Below are 16,210 nucleotides of genomic sequence, written 5' to 3'. Positions count from 1 at the left end.
ATTCCTATGGGCGTTCCCACAGATTAATTCCGCGGGTTGAGGATGTCGCGCAGCGCATCCCCGACCAGATTGATCGCCACAATCAGCAGCAACAGCGTCAGCCCCGGAAAGAAGCTGATCCAGTAGTCGCCCGACATCAGGTATTCAAAACCGTTTGAGATCAGCAGCCCCAGTGACGGTTCCGTCACAGGCAGCCCGATCCCCAAAAACGAGAGCGTGGCTTCCAGCATGATGGCGTAGGCAATGCGCATCGTCGCCACCACGATCAGCGGTGCCAGACAGTTCGGTAAAATATGACGAAACAGAATTCGGCGGTTGGACAGCGCCATGCTGCGCGCCGCGTCCACGTAGCTGCGGCGACGTTCCACCAGCGCCGAACCGCGAATCGTGCGCGCGTAGTAAGCCCACTGCGTTACCACCAGCGCCATAATGATCTTGTCGACCCCTTGCCCCAGCACCGCCAGCAGGATCAGTGCAATCAGGATAGGCGGGAAGCTGAGCTGGATATCGACGATGCGCATGATCGTGGCATCCGTTTTTCCGCCGACGTAGGCACTAATCAGCCCCAGCGAGGCACCAATCAGCAGCGCAAACGCCGCACTGGAGAAGCCCACCATCAGGCTGATACGGGTGCCGTACAAAATGGCGCTGAACAGGTCGCGCCCTTGATCGTCCGTCCCCAGCCAGTACGTCATGCCCGCCATGCTCTGCGAACCCGGCGCAAGTCGGCCATCCATGATGTCGAGCTGCATCAGATCGTAGGGATTTTGCGGCGACAGAAGCGGGGCAAGCAGCGCCAGCAGCACGAAAATCGCCAGCATGATCAGCCCGCACAGCGCCAGCCGATCGTTGATCAGCGCCATCATAACGCGCATCACTGGATGGGCCGTTTTTTGCACAGCCGCAGGCTGGTGTATCGTATTTCCCGTCATCCCTTATCTCCTCCCAGCCGCACGCGCGGATCGACCAACACATACAGCAAATCGACCAGCAGGTTAATCACGCTGAACATCACGACGGTAATCATCAGATAAGCCAGGATGACCGGACGGTCGAGCACGGCGATCGAGTCGATAATCAGCTTGCCCATGCCCGGCCAGGCATAAATGGTTTCCGTGACGACGGCGAATGCGATCAGCGATCCCAGCTCCAGCCCCAGCACGGTAATCAATGGAATCAGCGTGTTGCGCAGCACATGAACCAGCACGATGCGGGTTTCTGACAGCCCTTTCGCACGGGCAAACTGCACATAATCCTGTTGCAGACACTCCATCACGCCCGCACGCATCAGGCGGATAACCAGCGAGATTTTAAACAGTGCGAGGTTAAACGCAGGCAAAAGCAGGTGTTCGAGACCATCGCGCGTCAGAAAACTGAAGGGAATACCGAAGAGATCGTGAGTATCGCCCCGTCCAGAGGATGGCAGCCAACCGAGCTTCACGCTGAACAGCATGATCATCACCAGCCCGATCCAGAACGTGGGCAGGCTAAAGCCGAGGATGGAAAAGGTCATGATGGATTTGGACACCGCGCTGTCCGGCTTCAGGCCAGCGTAAATCCCCAGCGGAATACCGACAACCAGCGCCATCACGAACACCACCATCGCCAGCTCTAGCGTAGCGGGCATGCGCTGAAAAATCAGCGTCAGCGCGGGTTGGTTAAAGATGAACGAGTTGCCCATGTCGCCCTGCAAGGCGTTCCAGACAAACAGCCCGTACTGTTCCCAGACGGGCTTATCCAGACCAAAGGACTGAATCACCGCCAGCCGTTCCGCTGGCGTAGCCGTCGCACTCAATAGCATATCGACCGGATTACCGACCAGATAAACCCCCACAAACACCAGCACCGACATCACAGCCAGCGTCAGCAGCGTTTGTCCGATTCGGCTCAGCAGGTAGGCGATCATCAGCGCTCCTCAGATCCATTGATTGCGTCAACACCATAGCGACGCAGGCGATCGGCAATCAGCCCGAGGAACCCTTGTTCGTCGATTTCCCGCATGACCAGCGCATTCGCTGGCTCACCCAGCTTGTTATAAAAATCGGCAAACACGTAACCCGCCGTCTTGCCCGCAACTTCTACCCCGACGCGAACGTGTTTTGACTTGAATAGCTCTGGTTTCAACAACCACGCAATGACGGTCGCATCATGAATCGGCCCACCTTCACGACCAAAACGCTCGACTTCGCTACGGTCAAACATACGCAGCAGCGCGGCCATCGCCTTACCCGGCGCACCGCCGCTGCGTGCGATGGCATCCACCTGTTCCGTCTGAATCAGCGCCTGAAAGGTTACATCCAGCGGCATGATGACAATCGGAACACCGGAAGAAAAAACGATTTCCGCCGCATGTGGATCGGCATAAACGTTAAAATCCGCCCACGGCACGCGATTCCCCATCGCGGTAAAGGCGCAGCTCATGGACACAATCTGTTTGATGCCGCGAGCGACATCAGGATGGAAGCACAGCGCCAACGCCAGATTCGTCAGCGGGCCGAGTGAACAAATGGTGATTGGATTATTGTCGGCCGCCGCCTGACGCGTCATCCGAACCAGAAAATCGACGGCGTGTTCCTCTTCCGGCGACAGCGTACTTTCTGGCACCCAGTCGGAGGAAAACTTGCCGATATGAGCGTATTTACCGAAAACCTGATCGCGGATGAGCGGACGCGAGGCACCCGCAAAAATCGGCACATCGGTTCTGCCCGTTACACCCACCACGTTGCAGGCGTTCGGCAGCGTCGCAGCCAGCGGCACATTGCCTGCCACCACGGTAATTCCAAGTACGTCCAGCTCGGGCGAAGCCAATGCCAGCCAGATGGCTATCGCATCGTCAACGCCGGGATCGGTATCAATAATAATGCGTTCTCGAACCATGTCAGACACCCTCTCTGTAGCGGCTCAATAGGTCAGCAAACAGCTCAACAACCTGTTTGGCATCCACCCCCGTCACCACATCAACATTCGGCTGACGATCGGTTTTTCCGTACCAGTCGGCAACGGTCTGCCCCATGCACAGCTCGCTTTCCTGCTCAATGTAAACGCTGGCTTTTTCGGTTGTGAAGCAGTGTGGTGCCAGCACCCAGGCGATGACCAGTGGATCGTGTAGCGGGCCACCGCGTGAGCCATAACGGCGAATGTCATTGCGATCCCAAAACGCCATCATTTCACCCAACGGCGCGGAGATGCGTCCGGATAGCGCAATGAAACGCGCCACTAATTCCGGCGTTAAAATCACCTGATGCGTGACATCCAGCGGTAGCGCGACGATGGCAATCGACGAGTCAAACACCACCTTGGCGGCCTGCGGATCGGCAATCATATTGAATTCAGACGTCAGGCTACGGTTACCCGCTTCGCGGTACGCGCCGCCCATCATCACAATGCGTGCAATACCGTCGGCGATCTCGGGTGCCATACGCAGCGCCATCGCCACGTTGGTTAACGGCCCTAACGTACAGAGCGTGATCGGCGTGCCGTCAGCTATCGCCTGCTTACACTGCGCAATAATAAAACTCACTGCGTGCTGTGCGTCGGCCTGTTTTTGCGGCGCAGGCAGCACCGTCTGGCCCAGTCCGCTTTCGCCGTGAAACTGGCCATAAATAGGATCGCGCAACAGCGGCCGATGGCAGCCGGCGAAAACGGGGATATCCGTACGCTGACCCAGTTCAACAATTTGCAGCGCATTATGCACCGTCTTGTCCAGCGACTGGTTACCGCACACCGTGCAGATACCGCGAATATCCAACTCTGGTGCCACAAATGCACTTAATAACGCAATCGCGTCATCTATCCCCGGATCACAATCAATAATAATAGGTAACGCGCTCATCCTTCGATGATTCCTTTTCTCTTTTTAATAGGTACTGCCGAACATCAAGGTGCAGAAAGCCCCACACCTCTACAGCGTGAAAAATAACAAAATGTATTTTGCGCTAGAGGGAATCGACGGATGCTAAAACATCCGCGATCTCCTTACGCGCCTTTTCATCCAGCGGTTGCTGAGGCGGCAACGGATCGCCTACCGCAAATCCCTGCAATTGCAGCGCCGCTTTAATACAGCCGGCAATGGAATAACGGGCAAAGATTTCATTGATGCGCCACAGCGGACGCTGAAGCTCCATTGCTCTGTTCCAGTCACCCGCGCGGGCGGCTTCATACAAAGCAATACTCTGTTTGGGAACGATACACGCCGGGCCAGCCATCCAGCCCACGCCGCCAATCAGCATGACGCAGGCGGGAATATGGGCAGACGCGGAGAAGACGTCCATTCGGCCACGGGTACGTTCGATGATGGAAAGTAAGCGCCCGGTATTGGTCGAGGCGTCTTTGATATAGCGGATGTTATTCACATGGCTCAGGCGTTCAATGACGGGCAAACTCAAATCGGAACGCTGGAACTGAGGATTGGTGTAGAGCACCACCGGTTTGCCCTGTGCGGCTTCGGCAATGGCGCGGAAATACTGTTCGACGCCTTCGTCTTTCAGGGGAAAATAGGCTTCCAGTACCGCAAGAATGCCATCCGCGCCCAGTTCGACGTAGCGTTTCGTTTGCTCCACGGCATCCTGAATCGTTGTCGACGCGACACCGGCGATAACCGGCACACGGCCCGCCGTCGTTTCGATCACCGTTTTAACCACATCCAGACGCTGAGCCGCAGAGAGATAGGCAAATTCACCGGTGCTGCCTAACGGCACGACGCCATGTACACCGCATTGAATCAGATGTTCAGTGAGCTGCGCCAGAACGGGCTTATCAACCTGACCATCGGGCCTGACGGGTGACACCAGATAGGGAAAAACACCACTAAATGTATTCACTCCGCTCTCCTTGTTACGGATAGATAAGGGGTGAATACTCACCCCTTATTTGAATCATAAATGACAGGTGACTATTTGGCAGAACGGACGAAGTAAGGCAGCGTGTAGGCATCGGAACGGCCCACGTAGGTATACTGCTTTTTCATCGCCCAGGTGTTGGACAGGAACATCACTGGAATGACACCCAGATCGTTCATGCCAATGTTCATCGCCTCAGCCAGCAGCGCATCACGTTTGGTTTCATCCAGCGTGACACGTGCTTCGTTCAGCGTTTTATCAAAGACAGGATTGGAATAGCGACCACGATTACCCTGTCCTGCATTGGGGCCAAAGGTTTCTAACAATGGCCCCAACACTCCAGAAGCTTCCCCGGTTTCAATCGCGGCCCCGCCCATAATCAAACTGAATTCGAGACGGGACGCACGTGAGAAGTACACACTGCCGGGCATCGTAACAACCTCGGTTTTGATACCGGCACGTGTGAACATTTGGCCAATGGCCTGAGCAATTTTAGAATCATTAGGATAACGATCGTTCGACGCGTGGAAGGTCAGCGTGAAGCCGTCGGGGTAACCCGCCGCCGCCAGTTCCTGTTTGGCTTTCTCCGGATTATAAACCGGCGCAGGAATGGACGCGGAATAGCCTGGGTACCCCTTCGGTACAAGCTGAGAGGCGACAACAGCCTGCCCCTCCATCACACGGTCGACGATTGCCTGACGATTAATAGCTAAAGACATCGCCTGGCGTACTTCTTTTTTTAGTAATGGGTTTTTACCATCAGGACCTTTGGCGAACGGTGATTCATCTCGCTGCTGGTCCATATGAAGGTAAATAACACGATTCCCTGGTGTTGAAATCGTTTTTAACTGCTGATTTTTTTCAATATTACTGCTGTCGGCTGTTGGAACGTTTTCAATCATGTCCACATCACCGGATAATACGGCTGCTACACGTGCACTACTGTTTTTAAATACACGGACAGTTACGTTGTCCCACTCTGCTTTTCCTCCCCAGTAATCGTCATTTCTAACAAGGACTACCCGGTCGTCCGGCACCCAGGAAACAAATTTGAATGGCCCTGTACCAATCACATCTTTTCCTGAATTCAACGTTTCCGTCGGGACGTTCTCAAGTCGGGCCGGTAAAATCGAAATCCGACTTAAATTATTCAGCAGCAGCGGCGAAGCCTCTTTTGTCTTAATCCGCACCGTTAATGGATTCACTTCTATTACTTCAGCAATGTCGCTGACGTAAGGTGCGTAAGAGCTAGGGCTGTTTTTCGATGCCAGCGCAATACGTTTAATGCTGGCAATCACATCTTTAGCCGTAAAATCACTGCCGTCGTGAAACTTAACGCCAGGACGCAATACAAACTCCCACGTCTTGTCGTCAATCACTTTCCAACTGGTTGCCAGGGCAGGTGCAATCTGCTGTTTTTCATCCTGTACAACCAAACCGTCAAAAATATTGCGCGCCATTGCGCTATTCGCCCCACTCACATAAAACTGCGGATCCATTGATGTGGTGGAGGAAGCCAAACCGATATTCAGGTCCGCGCTATAAACCAAAGGTGAAGATGAAAATAAAACGGTAAACAATAACGCCAGAGTCGATTTCTTCATTCACTAATCCTCTATTCCATGATTGAGTACTGATGAAGTGTATTAAATCTTATGATTGTGAGTCTATGCGCTAGATTGGATAATGAAAAATTGCATTTTGTGTTAAATTGATAACCAAATGTTATGTTTTAAGGTGACGAGCATGCGTATCAATCCCCGCCAGGTTGAAGCCTTTCATAAAGTCATCCTCACCGGAGGCATCACCGCTGCCGCCAACATGATGTACATCACCCAGCCTGCGGTCAGCAGACTGATTAAGGACTTTGAAGACGCGCTGAATCTTAAGCTGTTCGATAGGGACGGGCGCGGCCTGATTCCACGCGCAGAGGCGATGAAGCTGTATCGCGAAGTCGAGCGTCTTTATCTGGGGTTGGATCACATAGGGATGATTGCGGATGAAATTCGCCACGCCAAGGGCAGCGTGCTGCGCATCGCCGCCGTTCAGGCGCTCTCGTTTCTGTGTTCAGACCAGGTTCTCCCTACCTTACTCAAGAAATACCCCGATCTTTCCCTGTTTTTAGACATCGAAAGCAGCAGCCATATTACGAGCTCAATTTCTGAAAACCACTACGACGTCGGCTTTATTTTTGGCCAGCCAGGCATCAAAGGGCTGGAAGCTGAACCACTAGCTGACGCCAGTGCTGTCGCGGTGTTAGCGGTGGATCACCCGCTTGCCACGGCGGATGAAGTGACGCTTGCCGACCTGGCCGGTACGCGTGCTATTCTGCCGGGAAGAACCACACCGCTGCGGGCGCAGCTCGACATTTCCTCCAGAAAAGAGCAGATCTATCTGCATAACCCCATCGAAACCTCAATGGCTAACTGCTGCGTGCTGGCTTCAAGAAACGTCGGCATCGGCGTGGTAGATTTTATCACCGCCCTGAACAGCCCTTCGCCAGTTATCGTTAAGCCTTTCAATCCTGATATAAAAATGGCGTATTGCGCGGTTTATCCGCCGCAAATTCCCCGCAGCCAGGTGGTGAATCACATCACTCAGGTTATGAAAGAAAAAATAGCGAGTAGTCTGGAATTAAAATAATTTCCAGCCAAAGCCGTTATTTTTATTAATGTATTTATTGAATAATGACTACTGGGGAAGGAATTTATAAAAATTAAATACCAGGGTTATTATTTTAAATAAAAATAGCCATCATTGATGGCTATTCCAATTTATATCGCTCTAATCAGGCATTCAGCACAAATTTCTCGATCGCATAAGCGACGCCGTCTTCCATGTTGGTTTTGGTGACGAACTGGCTAGCTTCTTTCACTTCGTCGATAGCGTTGCCCATCGCGACGCCGATACCCGCATAGCGAATCATCGCCAGATCGTTCTGCTGGTCGCCCAGCGTCATGACGCTTTCACGTGGAATGCCGAGGTGCTCTGCCAGCATCTTCACGCCTTCACCTTTGTTGACGCGCTTATCCAGAATCTCCAGATAGTATTCGGCGCTCTTCATGATGGTGTAGCGTTCAAAGGCTTCCGGTGGCAGTTGGCTGATAGCGCGATCCAAGATCTCTGGCTCATCAATCATCATCACTTTCGGGAACGTCAGGCTGCGATCCATTTCTTCAACCGCACGATACTTCAACGGCATCCCGGTCAGGTGAGATTCGTGAATGGTGTAAGGGCTGATATCTTTATTGGCGGTATAGACGAAATTGAAGTCCAGCGCATGGAAATGGACGCCCAGTTTGCAGGCCAGCGCTTCGAAGTAGAGATAATCGTCAAAGCTCAGCGCCGTTTGCGCCACACAGTCACCGTTGACCGTACGCTGCACCAGCGCACCGTTATTGGTGATGCAGTAACAGCCTTCCTGCTGCAAATCCAGCTCCATCAAATAGCGTTCGACGCCGATATAAGGGCGACCGGTAGCCAGCACCACCTGCACGCCTTTCTCTCTGGCGGCGGCAATCGCGGCTTTTACCGCAGGTGAAATTTGATTTTGGGGCGTCAGCAACGTCCCGTCCATATCAATAGCGATCAGTTTTACAGACATAGTTTTTCCAGCATCAAGTTATCTATTTTCATGCTAACGCGATTCAGCGATGAAGTCGTTAGTGAAATACAGCAGGGTGACAGGCGTATGACGCGCAACGTAAAAAGCCGTGCGGTTAAGCACGGCTGAGGTTGCTGACAAAGTCCGTAGAGCGGGAGTAACGGATAGATCGTAAAGACGCTGCAAGTACGTCCCTGTAAGCTCGGATTGCGCCATCCATGGCGCAAACGCTTTACTCTTCTATTCCGTTAATCCCGTTTCCGTTCTACAGATAGGTTTAACATATAGCCGTTATAGTTCGGCGCCGTTGCTGGCGATCACCTTCTTATACCAGTCAAAGCTCTTTTTCTTCGAGCGCTTGAACGTGCCAGTGCCGTCGTCGTGTTTATCTACGTGGATGAAACCGTAGCGTTTGTTGTACTGACCCGTAGTGAAGGACACACAGTCGATGCAGCCCCACGGGGTATAACCCATCAGCTCCACGCCGTCTTCGATGACAGCTTTCTTCATCTGATCGATATGCGCTTTGAGGTATTCGATGCGGTAATCATCGTTAATGCTGCCGTCGGCTTCCACTTTGTCTACCGCGCCAAAACCGTTTTCGACGATGAACATCGGTTTCTGATAACGCTCGTAGAAGCTGTTCAGCGTATAGCGCAGGCCAACCGGGTCGATCTGCCAGCCCCATTCCGATGCCTTCACGTGCGGGTTTTTCACGCCGCCGTCAAAGCCCGTGATCGCATCTTCTTTTTTCTGGCCTTTCGCCGACAGTTGCACCGCACTGCTCATGTAGTAGCTGAAGCCCAGATAGTCCGTGCAGCCTTCGCGCAGCGTCTGTTCATCTTCCGGCTGCATATCAATCTGATAGCCTTTGCGCGCCCACTCTTTCAGGATGTAAGACGGGTAGTAACCGCGCAGCTGCACGTCACCGAACAGGTGACGCTCACGCATCGCTTCCTGTGCAAACATCACGTCATCCGGATGGCATGACCACGGATAGATCGGCACCAGCGCCAGCATGCAGCCAATTTTGAAATTCGGGTTAATTTCATGACCCAGTTTCACCACTTTCGCACTGGCAACAAACTGGTGGTGCAGCGTTTGGTACATCGCCTGCTCTGGCTTGTCGTGATCGGTAAAAATCACGCCGGAACAGCAGTAGCCAAACAGCGGATACTGCCAGTTGCGCTGGTTGTTGATCTCATTGAAGGTCATCCAGTATTTCACTTTGGACTGGTAACGCTTCATGACTACTTCGCTGTAGCGAACAAAGAAATCCACCACTTTACGGTTCAGCCAGCCGCCATATTGCTTAACCAGATGATGCGGCATTTCAAAGTGAGACAGCGTAATCACTGGCTCAATGTTGTATTTCAGCAGCTCATCAAACAGGTCGTCATAGAATTGCAGGCCTGCTTCATTCGGCTCCAGCTCATCGCCATTGGGGAAAATACGTGTCCAGGCAATCGAGGTGCGGAAGCATTTGAAGCCCATTTCGGCGAACAGGGCAATATCCTGCTTATAGTGAGAGTAGAACTCCACCGCCTGATGGTTTGGATAACTGACACCAGGCTGTACGCCATCGGTAATCACACGGTCAACGCCGTGGGCACCGCCGGACAGGACATCACAAATGCTGACGCCTTTGCCGCCTTGATCCCAACCACCTTCAACTTGATGCGCCGCTACCGCGCCGCCCCACAGAAAGTCTTTCGGTAATTGTTGAACAGACATGTTATTTCCTTCTCATTTCAGGTTTGCATACTATTAATTGATAAGCTGTTTAAGGGTGGAGATTTCCCGATGCAGTTGAATCAGCTCCTCCACCAGTTCACGGCATAGCATCGCGTTCATCAGGTGATCCTGCGCGTGAACCAGAATCAGGTTGACCGGGATTTTCCCGCTGCCCTCATCGGCACCAATCAAGGCCGTCTGAATTTGGTGGGCTTTGCGCGCCGCAACGGAAGCGGTGTTCAGCAGTTCCTCAGCCTTGTCCCAGTCATATTTTCTGGCGGCGCTCAGTGCCTCCATTGAGCTGGAACGCGCCTCTCCCGCATAGATAATCAGTTCCGTTACTGTCGTTTCATCGAGCATCACTTACTGCCTCCTCTGCCGTCCCCACTTCTTGTGCGACCAGCTGACGTTCATACATTTTGAAGAAGGGGTAATAGATTAAGGACGAGACGACAATCAGTACCCCCACCAGCACCACCGCACGCCAGTCCCATCCCGTAGACCAGGCGGCGCCAATCGGGCCCGGCGTTGTCCAGGGCGCAAGAGAAATCACGCGGTGCACCAAATCGGTTTTTAACGCGATATAGGCAAGGGTGGCGTTCACCAGCGGCGCGGTAATAAACGGGATGAACAGCAGCGGGTTCATCACGACAGGCGAACCAAAAATCACCGGTTCATTGATGTTGAACATGCTAGGCACCACGGCCAGCTTGCCGATGGAGCGCAGGTGGGCAGAACGGCTGCGCAGATAGAGGAAGACCAGCCCCATGGTCGCGCCCGAGCCGCCCACCGTAATGAAGAACTGCCAGAAGGGTTCAATAAAGATTTTGGTGATCGGTGCGCCCGCGTTAAACGCTTCCTGATTGATCCCTAAGTTGGTCAGCCAGAACGCCTGCAAAATGCCGCCGACGATAACCGCGCCGTGAATCCCGGCAAACCACAGCAGGTGGCAGAGCAGCACCGCGATCAGGATGGCGGGGAGCGAGTCGGATGCCGAGATAATCGGCGCGAAGACGGCCATGATCGCCTGCGGCAACAGCATGCCAAACTGGCTTTGCATAAACAGGCTAAGTGGGAAAAGCGTCAGGAAGATGGCAAGGATTGGGATCAACAGATCGAAAGACTGGCGAATTTTCGGCGGCACCTGTTCAGGCAGGCGGATACCAATATTGCGCTTCTGCAAAAAATGCATCAGCTCAGTCGAATAGATCGCTACGATAATCGCGGTGAAAATCCCTTCACCGCCCAGCGACCCAACCGGCAGGCTTTTGTCGATTTGCGGAGCCGCCACCACCATGAACGACATCAGCGACAGACTCGCCGCCATAAAACCGTTCATTTTATAGCTCTGCGCCAGGTTATAAGCGATGGCGCTGGTGATATATACCGCCATAATGCCCATCGTCATGTTATAGGGCATCATGATTTGTTCGCCATGGCGTTCCACCATCCCCAGCCACCACTGCGCAAAAGCCCATTCACTATTCGGGCTAAAAGGTGGATGAGCGAATAACATCATAAAAGAGCCGACAATTAAAAACGGCATAGAGGCAATGAAGCCATCTTTAATTGCTACAACATGGCGCTGACTAGAGAGTTTTGCTGCAATTGGGCTAATACGGTTTTCGATAACGCTGAATAATGACTCGCTTAATTTACTCATTATTCCTCCCGTTATACTAATTGATCATCGCCAGGGCATCATTGAGGACTTTTTCCCCATTCATCATGCCGTAGTCAACCATATTAATGACCGCAATCGGCTTCGCTTTCTCGTCAGCTATCACCTTGAATTCAGGTAATTTATACTTAATCTGCGGCCCCAAAAGGCAGCAGTCATATTGATCAATCAGCTCATTAAACTCTTCAAAACCCACGGCTTTTATCTCAACAGCGATCGCATTTTTCTCGGCGACCTTTTCCATCCGCTGTACCAGCATGCTGGTAGACATTCCTGCTGCGCAACAGAGTAAAATCTTATTCATACTGCACCTCACCGTCCGTTTTTTTATTATTCAAGCAAGACACAAAATAATATGCAACCGGTTTCATATTGTTTTTACTATTTTTTGAAGGCGATCATAAATAGCGCAATCGGGGAATATTTTTATCCCTACACTTGTTATTGGTGATAAAAAAGGAGGATTTTTCCCTATAATGACGATATCAGGCAGTACAGGAGAACGGGAAAGTACGATGGTAACCATGCTCGATGTAGCGAAAAAAGCCGGTGTATCCAAAGCCACCGTATCACGCGTGCTGACAGGGAATAACTACGTCAGTAAAACCACGCGGGATCGGGTATTCCAAGCGATTGAAGAGATCGGCTACCGGCCCAACCTGCTGGCGCGCCAGCTCGCCACGAGCAAGTCGCAAATCATTGGTTTGGTTGTGACCAACACGCTGTACAGCGGCCCCTATTTCAGCGAATTGCTGTTCCAAACGGCAACCATGACGGAGAAATACGGGCGACAGCTCATCATGGCGGATGGCAAGCACAGCGCGGAAGAAGAGCGCGAAGCAATCCAATTCCTGCTCGATTTACGCTGCGATGCCGTCATTATCTATCCGCGTTTTCTCTCTACGAATGAACTGGAAGAGATTATCGAACAGCACGATCAGCCGATCATGGTCGTGAACCGCACACTGCATCAGCACGGCGATAATGGCATCTGCGCCAATCACCGACAGCACTGCCATGATGCCGTCAATTACCTGATTGCACAGGGCCACCGTGATATCGCCTTTGTCTGCGGAGCGGCGAACTCCCCTACCGGCACAAGCCGACTGGCGGGCTATCGGCAAGCGCTGGAGGAAAACGAGATTCCCTATAATGACGGGTTGGTTGCGCCAGGCGACTGGACCCATGACAGCGGCTATACGGCAGCACAAATCCTGCTTCAGCGGTCTGCCACCTTTAGTGCCCTCGTCGCCAGCAATGATGATATGGCGATTGGCGCAGCCAAAGCGCTGCGCGAACACGGCCTCGCGATTCCGCAGGATGTCTCGCTGTTGGGGTTCGATGATTTACCGATGGCATCATGGTTCTACCCACCCCTGACTACCGTGCATGTGCCCGTCGCCGAGATGATCAGCTATACCCTTGAGAAACTGCTGTGCCGACTGGAGGGTGAAACCGTTGCGTCTGCGCCAGCCTTCAAGGGCGAATTGATTATCCGCGATTCCGTCAGCAAAGGCCCTGCCGCCTAATCCTCACTCACACGGTGAGGCACCCTGCCTCACTGTTCTGTCCGTTCACAGCGATACCAAGTTATGCCCTCGCTGATTTGTGACATTTTCGTGAACATCCTAAAGAGATATTGTTTCTCGCCGATAATTTATTTGTGACTTACATCACAAATAATGACGAGTCGCGCAAGGGAATGGCCCAAAAACAGAAAGGAAGACAATCGATTGATTCTTTTATGAAAAAAAGGTGCCTACGGGCGCTTATATCCCAGGGGATATTACGCATATGTCTACAACACTGTTACCGGTTAACCACAGCAATCCATCCATTCACACCTCGCCAACAGCGTCAAAAAGAAAGCTCAGCACACGTATGCTGATGCTCCTGGCGGGCGTCACCACTATCGCACTCGGTTTTATTCTCACTATTGGCCTGCTGATTTGGCAATCTGGCCAGCAGCAAAAAACCATCGCACAGCAGTATCTTGAGCAAACGGCGTATACCAACAGCTATCTTATTCAGCAAAAGCTGGATGTCGCGTTACATGCGGCGCGCAATCTGGTGCAGAGCGTTGTCAGCCTGCAAGAAGCAGGCAACGCCGACCGAAAAACCGCTGAGACGCTGCTGAAGAATGCGCTGAAGAGTCACCCCGATTTCCTTTCAATGTCGCTGGCGTGGGAACCCGATGCGTTTGACGGCAAAGATAGGGAGTACGCTGGCCAACCCGATCAGGATCCGCAAGGTCGCTTCGTCCGTTATGTCGATCGCGATACCGCAGGCAACGTTGCTCTGCATACTCTGTTGGATTATGAAACGCCCGGCAGCGGCGACTACTATCTGCTGCCGAAGAAACTCCAGAAAGAGGTGATTCTGGAACCGTATAGCTACCCTTACAACGGCGTCGATGTTCTGCTGACCTCCATTGCCGTACCCATCATTATCAACAACAAATTTTACGGCTCCGTCACCGCGGACTTTTCGCTGGATACGCTGCAACAGCTCACCAACAACATCAAGCCCTATGAAGGCACGGGCTACGCTCAGTTGCTGTCCCACACCGGTGCCTACATTTCTCATCCTGACAAAGCCCGGATAACCAAGAAAATTGAAAACGACCCAACGCTGCTTGAGCATGTCACCACAGGTCAGTCTTATCAGATCGAACGTGACAATGCCGTGCTGAACACGCCGGCGTTTAACGTGTATGTGCCAGTCACCATCGGCAATACCGGTACGCCCTGGATGCTCGGCCTGTCCACCCCCGTCAATGTGGTGATGGCGGAAACGGTGCAGCAGCGCAACGTGGGCCTGCTGCTTATGATACTGAGCATCGTGGTGGTTTCCGGTGTGCTGGGCATCATCTTTAACCGCAAGGTCGTGCGCCCTATCGGTGGTGAGCCCACTCAGGCCGCGCAGATTGCTCTGTCCGTGGCACAAGGGGATTTAACACAGACCATCCCTGTGCAACCGAAGGACGACAGCAGTATTTTTTACGCCATGAACGCCATGCAGACGCAGTTGAGAGATATCGCAGAGCAGCTAATTAGCACCAGCGAATCTGTCAGCCACGGTGCGACGGAAATTGCAGCAGGCAACACCGATCTGGCTTCCCGCACCGAGCAGCAGGCGGCAGCTCTGGAAGAAACCGCTGCCAGCATGGAACAGATTACGGCAACGGTGAAACAGAATGCGGATAATGCCCATAACGCCACAACGCTGGCGCAGAATGCCGCGCAGATCGCTCAGAAAGGTGACAAGATAGTCGGTCAGGTTGTCCACATTATGAGTGAGATCGACGACAGTTCGAAGAAGATTGCCGACATTACCAGCATCATCAACGGCATCGCGTTCCAGACCAATATTCTGGCACTCAACGCGGCGGTGGAAGCCGCCAGAGCGGGCGAACAAGGGCGCGGTTTTGCCGTTGTTGCTAACGAGGTCCGTAACCTGGCGCAGCGTAGCGCCAGTGCCGTAAAAGACATCACCGCGCTGATTACGGAGTCCGCCAGCCGTGTCGATAGCGGCGTCACGCTGGTTCAGAACGCCGGTGAGACCATGCAGGAAATGCTGAGTGCCGTCACGTCGGTAAAAGACATCATGGACGAGATTGTCTCAGCATCGGATGAACAATCGCGCGGGATCAGCCAAGTAACGCAGGCGGTTCACGAGATGGACGGCGTTACCCAGCAGAACGCCGCGCTGGTACAGGAAGCCACGGCAGCAGCCGCATCGCTGGAAGAGCAGGCCAGACAGCTCGCGCAAACGGTGCTGGTATTTAAGCTCTCGTAATCACCACTCTTCTTCAACTCCCCCGCACGGGCCGGAAACGGCCCGTGCGTTATTCCCAGCGTGGGCAGCAATCCTCGAACGAATGCGACGTTGGCTTCAGCTCTGGGCTGTTTTTCTCATCGAAATTCCCAATCGTCAGCGCAATGGTCGGCTCATCATCAATCGCCCCCAGCGTGCTGCCGCAGTGCGGACAAAAAGCCCGGCTGGAGTAGTCGGACGAGCGATAGCGCGCAGGCTCTCCGCCTTCGCCAATCCATTCAACCGCAGCTCGGGGAAACTCAACCCACAGTAGCGTTGGTGCACCGGAATGCTGCTGACAGTAGGTGCAGGAACAGGCATGTGGGTTACCCGGTTCACCCGTCGCTCTGAACCGAATCTGACCACATAAGCACCCACCCAAATACGATTTTATCGTCATGTCGTTCTCTCCTATCCTGCCGCAAAGGCGGGTATCAATATTCGCCATAGATGATATAAATAATATGCTAACCTTATGATCCATTTGCCAGGGAGTGACGCCCTGTTCCTGCGCCAGCTCTCACGATAATAAAATCT

General features: G+C 53.0%; 15 protein-coding genes. 3 read left to right on the top strand and 12 right to left on the bottom strand.

The window, feature by feature from the left end:
- Positions 1–23: 23 nt before the first annotated feature.
- The 6 genes from NXT09_RS17920 to NXT09_RS17895 form a co-directional block, all read right to left on the bottom strand.
- Positions 24–932 carry an ABC transporter permease gene (locus tag NXT09_RS17920; protein ID WP_240584184.1) on the bottom strand — a complete coding sequence of 303 codons (909 nt, stop codon included), beginning with the start codon at positions 930–932 and terminating at the stop codon, positions 24–26.
- Complete coding sequence (locus tag NXT09_RS17915) at positions 929–1,906, bottom strand: ABC transporter permease (protein WP_268580751.1); 978 nt, start codon at positions 1,904–1,906, stop codon at positions 929–931. Before NXT09_RS17915 ends, NXT09_RS17920 begins: the two co-directional genes overlap by 4 nt.
- Complete coding sequence (locus tag NXT09_RS17910; protein ID WP_268580750.1) at positions 1,906–2,877, bottom strand: nucleoside hydrolase; 972 nt, start codon at positions 2,875–2,877, stop codon at positions 1,906–1,908. The genes NXT09_RS17915 and NXT09_RS17910 overlap by 1 nt, the downstream gene beginning before the upstream one ends.
- 1 nt (position 2,878) lies before the next feature.
- Entirely contained in the window at positions 2,879–3,832 is a 954-nt protein-coding gene (locus NXT09_RS17905; RefSeq protein WP_205549530.1) for a nucleoside hydrolase, read from the bottom strand.
- Positions 3,833–3,935: 103 nt separating this feature from the next.
- Positions 3,936–4,820, bottom strand: coding sequence for a dihydrodipicolinate synthase family protein (locus NXT09_RS17900; RefSeq protein ID WP_039508234.1), 885 nt, complete (start codon positions 4,818–4,820; stop codon positions 3,936–3,938).
- 71 nt (positions 4,821–4,891) lie between these two features.
- On the bottom strand, positions 4,892–6,442 hold the full coding sequence (locus tag NXT09_RS17895; RefSeq protein WP_268580749.1) for an ABC transporter substrate-binding protein: 1,551 nt from the start codon (positions 6,440–6,442) through the stop codon (positions 4,892–4,894).
- Positions 6,443–6,584: 142 nt separating this feature from the next.
- Between NXT09_RS17895 and NXT09_RS17890 the strand changes: the two genes are divergently transcribed.
- The gene (locus tag NXT09_RS17890; protein ID WP_205549526.1) at positions 6,585–7,481 is read left to right on the top strand and encodes a LysR substrate-binding domain-containing protein; all 897 of its coding nucleotides are present in this window, start codon (positions 6,585–6,587) and stop codon (positions 7,479–7,481) included.
- 145 nt (positions 7,482–7,626) lie between these two features.
- Here NXT09_RS17890 and yidA read toward each other — a convergent pair whose 3' ends face one another.
- The 5 genes from yidA to NXT09_RS17865 all read right to left on the bottom strand — a co-directional run bounded on the left by yidA (position 7,627) and on the right by NXT09_RS17865 (position 12,161).
- Positions 7,627–8,442, bottom strand: coding sequence for a sugar-phosphatase (yidA, locus tag NXT09_RS17885; protein WP_010281188.1), 816 nt, complete (start codon positions 8,440–8,442; stop codon positions 7,627–7,629).
- Between the two features lie 291 nt (positions 8,443–8,733).
- A complete protein-coding gene (locus tag NXT09_RS17880) occupies positions 8,734–10,176 on the bottom strand; it encodes a 6-phospho-beta-glucosidase (RefSeq protein WP_268580748.1) in 1,443 nt (480 codons plus the stop codon).
- Positions 10,177–10,209: 33 nt separating this feature from the next.
- Positions 10,210–10,536, bottom strand: coding sequence for a PTS lactose/cellobiose transporter subunit IIA (locus NXT09_RS17875; protein WP_268580801.1), 327 nt, complete (start codon positions 10,534–10,536; stop codon positions 10,210–10,212).
- The gene (locus NXT09_RS17870; RefSeq protein ID WP_268580747.1) at positions 10,526–11,839 is read right to left on the bottom strand and encodes a PTS sugar transporter subunit IIC; all 1,314 of its coding nucleotides are present in this window, start codon (positions 11,837–11,839) and stop codon (positions 10,526–10,528) included. Before NXT09_RS17870 ends, NXT09_RS17875 begins: the two co-directional genes overlap by 11 nt.
- A 16-nt stretch (positions 11,840–11,855) precedes the next feature.
- Positions 11,856–12,161: a PTS sugar transporter subunit IIB gene (locus NXT09_RS17865; RefSeq protein ID WP_039485150.1), complete on the bottom strand. Its 306-nt coding sequence runs from the start codon at positions 12,159–12,161 to the stop codon at positions 11,856–11,858.
- 211 nt (positions 12,162–12,372) lie between these two features.
- Here NXT09_RS17865 and NXT09_RS17860 point away from each other — a divergent pair, with 211 nt between their 5' ends.
- Together NXT09_RS17860 and NXT09_RS17855 are read left to right on the top strand one after the other, a co-directional pair.
- Positions 12,373–13,386, top strand: coding sequence for a LacI family DNA-binding transcriptional regulator (locus tag NXT09_RS17860; RefSeq protein WP_268580800.1), 1,014 nt, complete (start codon positions 12,373–12,375; stop codon positions 13,384–13,386).
- Positions 13,387–13,651: 265 nt separating this feature from the next.
- On the top strand, positions 13,652–15,655 hold the full coding sequence (locus NXT09_RS17855; protein ID WP_370690965.1) for a methyl-accepting chemotaxis protein: 2,004 nt from the start codon (positions 13,652–13,654) through the stop codon (positions 15,653–15,655).
- Positions 15,656–15,704: 49 nt separating this feature from the next.
- On the opposite strand, the gene NXT09_RS17850 is transcribed toward NXT09_RS17855, so the two are convergent.
- Positions 15,705–16,073 (bottom strand): GFA family protein, encoded by a 369-nt coding sequence (locus NXT09_RS17850; RefSeq protein ID WP_095701036.1) that lies wholly within the window; start codon positions 16,071–16,073, stop codon positions 15,705–15,707.
- Positions 16,074–16,210: the final 137 nt, after the last annotated feature.

The organism is Pectobacterium jejuense (assembly GCF_026800125.1).
In the GTDB taxonomy this organism is placed as follows: domain Bacteria; phylum Pseudomonadota; class Gammaproteobacteria; order Enterobacterales; family Enterobacteriaceae; genus Pectobacterium; species Pectobacterium jejuense.
Note: the sequence above shows the minus strand (reverse complement) of the source record. Positions and strands in the feature narration are given on the sequence as shown.

Coding starts and splice junctions, on each gene's coding strand:
- NXT09_RS17920 (WP_240584184.1), bottom strand. CDS start 932: ATGACGGGAAATACGATACACCAGCCTGCGGCTGTGCAAAAAACGGCC.
- NXT09_RS17915 (WP_268580751.1), bottom strand. CDS start 1,906: ATGATCGCCTACCTGCTGAGCCGAATCGGACAAACGCTGCTGACGCTG.
- NXT09_RS17910 (WP_268580750.1), bottom strand. CDS start 2,877: ATGGTTCGAGAACGCATTATTATTGATACCGATCCCGGCGTTGACGAT.
- NXT09_RS17905 (WP_205549530.1), bottom strand. CDS start 3,832: ATGAGCGCGTTACCTATTATTATTGATTGTGATCCGGGGATAGATGAC.
- NXT09_RS17895 (WP_268580749.1), bottom strand. CDS start 6,442: ATGAAGAAATCGACTCTGGCGTTATTGTTTACCGTTTTATTTTCATCT.
- NXT09_RS17890 (WP_205549526.1), top strand. CDS start 6,585: ATGCGTATCAATCCCCGCCAGGTTGAAGCCTTTCATAAAGTCATCCTC.
- yidA (WP_010281188.1), bottom strand. CDS start 8,442: ATGTCTGTAAAACTGATCGCTATTGATATGGACGGGACGTTGCTGACG.
- NXT09_RS17880 (WP_268580748.1), bottom strand. CDS start 10,176: ATGTCTGTTCAACAATTACCGAAAGACTTTCTGTGGGGCGGCGCGGTA.
- NXT09_RS17875 (WP_268580801.1), bottom strand. CDS start 10,536: ATGCTCGATGAAACGACAGTAACGGAACTGATTATCTATGCGGGAGAG.
- NXT09_RS17870 (WP_268580747.1), bottom strand. CDS start 11,839: ATGAGTAAATTAAGCGAGTCATTATTCAGCGTTATCGAAAACCGTATT.
- NXT09_RS17865 (WP_039485150.1), bottom strand. CDS start 12,161: ATGAATAAGATTTTACTCTGTTGCGCAGCAGGAATGTCTACCAGCATG.
- NXT09_RS17860 (WP_268580800.1), top strand. CDS start 12,373: ATGGTAACCATGCTCGATGTAGCGAAAAAAGCCGGTGTATCCAAAGCC.
- NXT09_RS17855 (WP_370690965.1), top strand. CDS start 13,652: ATGTCTACAACACTGTTACCGGTTAACCACAGCAATCCATCCATTCAC.
- NXT09_RS17850 (WP_095701036.1), bottom strand. CDS start 16,073: ATGACGATAAAATCGTATTTGGGTGGGTGCTTATGTGGTCAGATTCGG.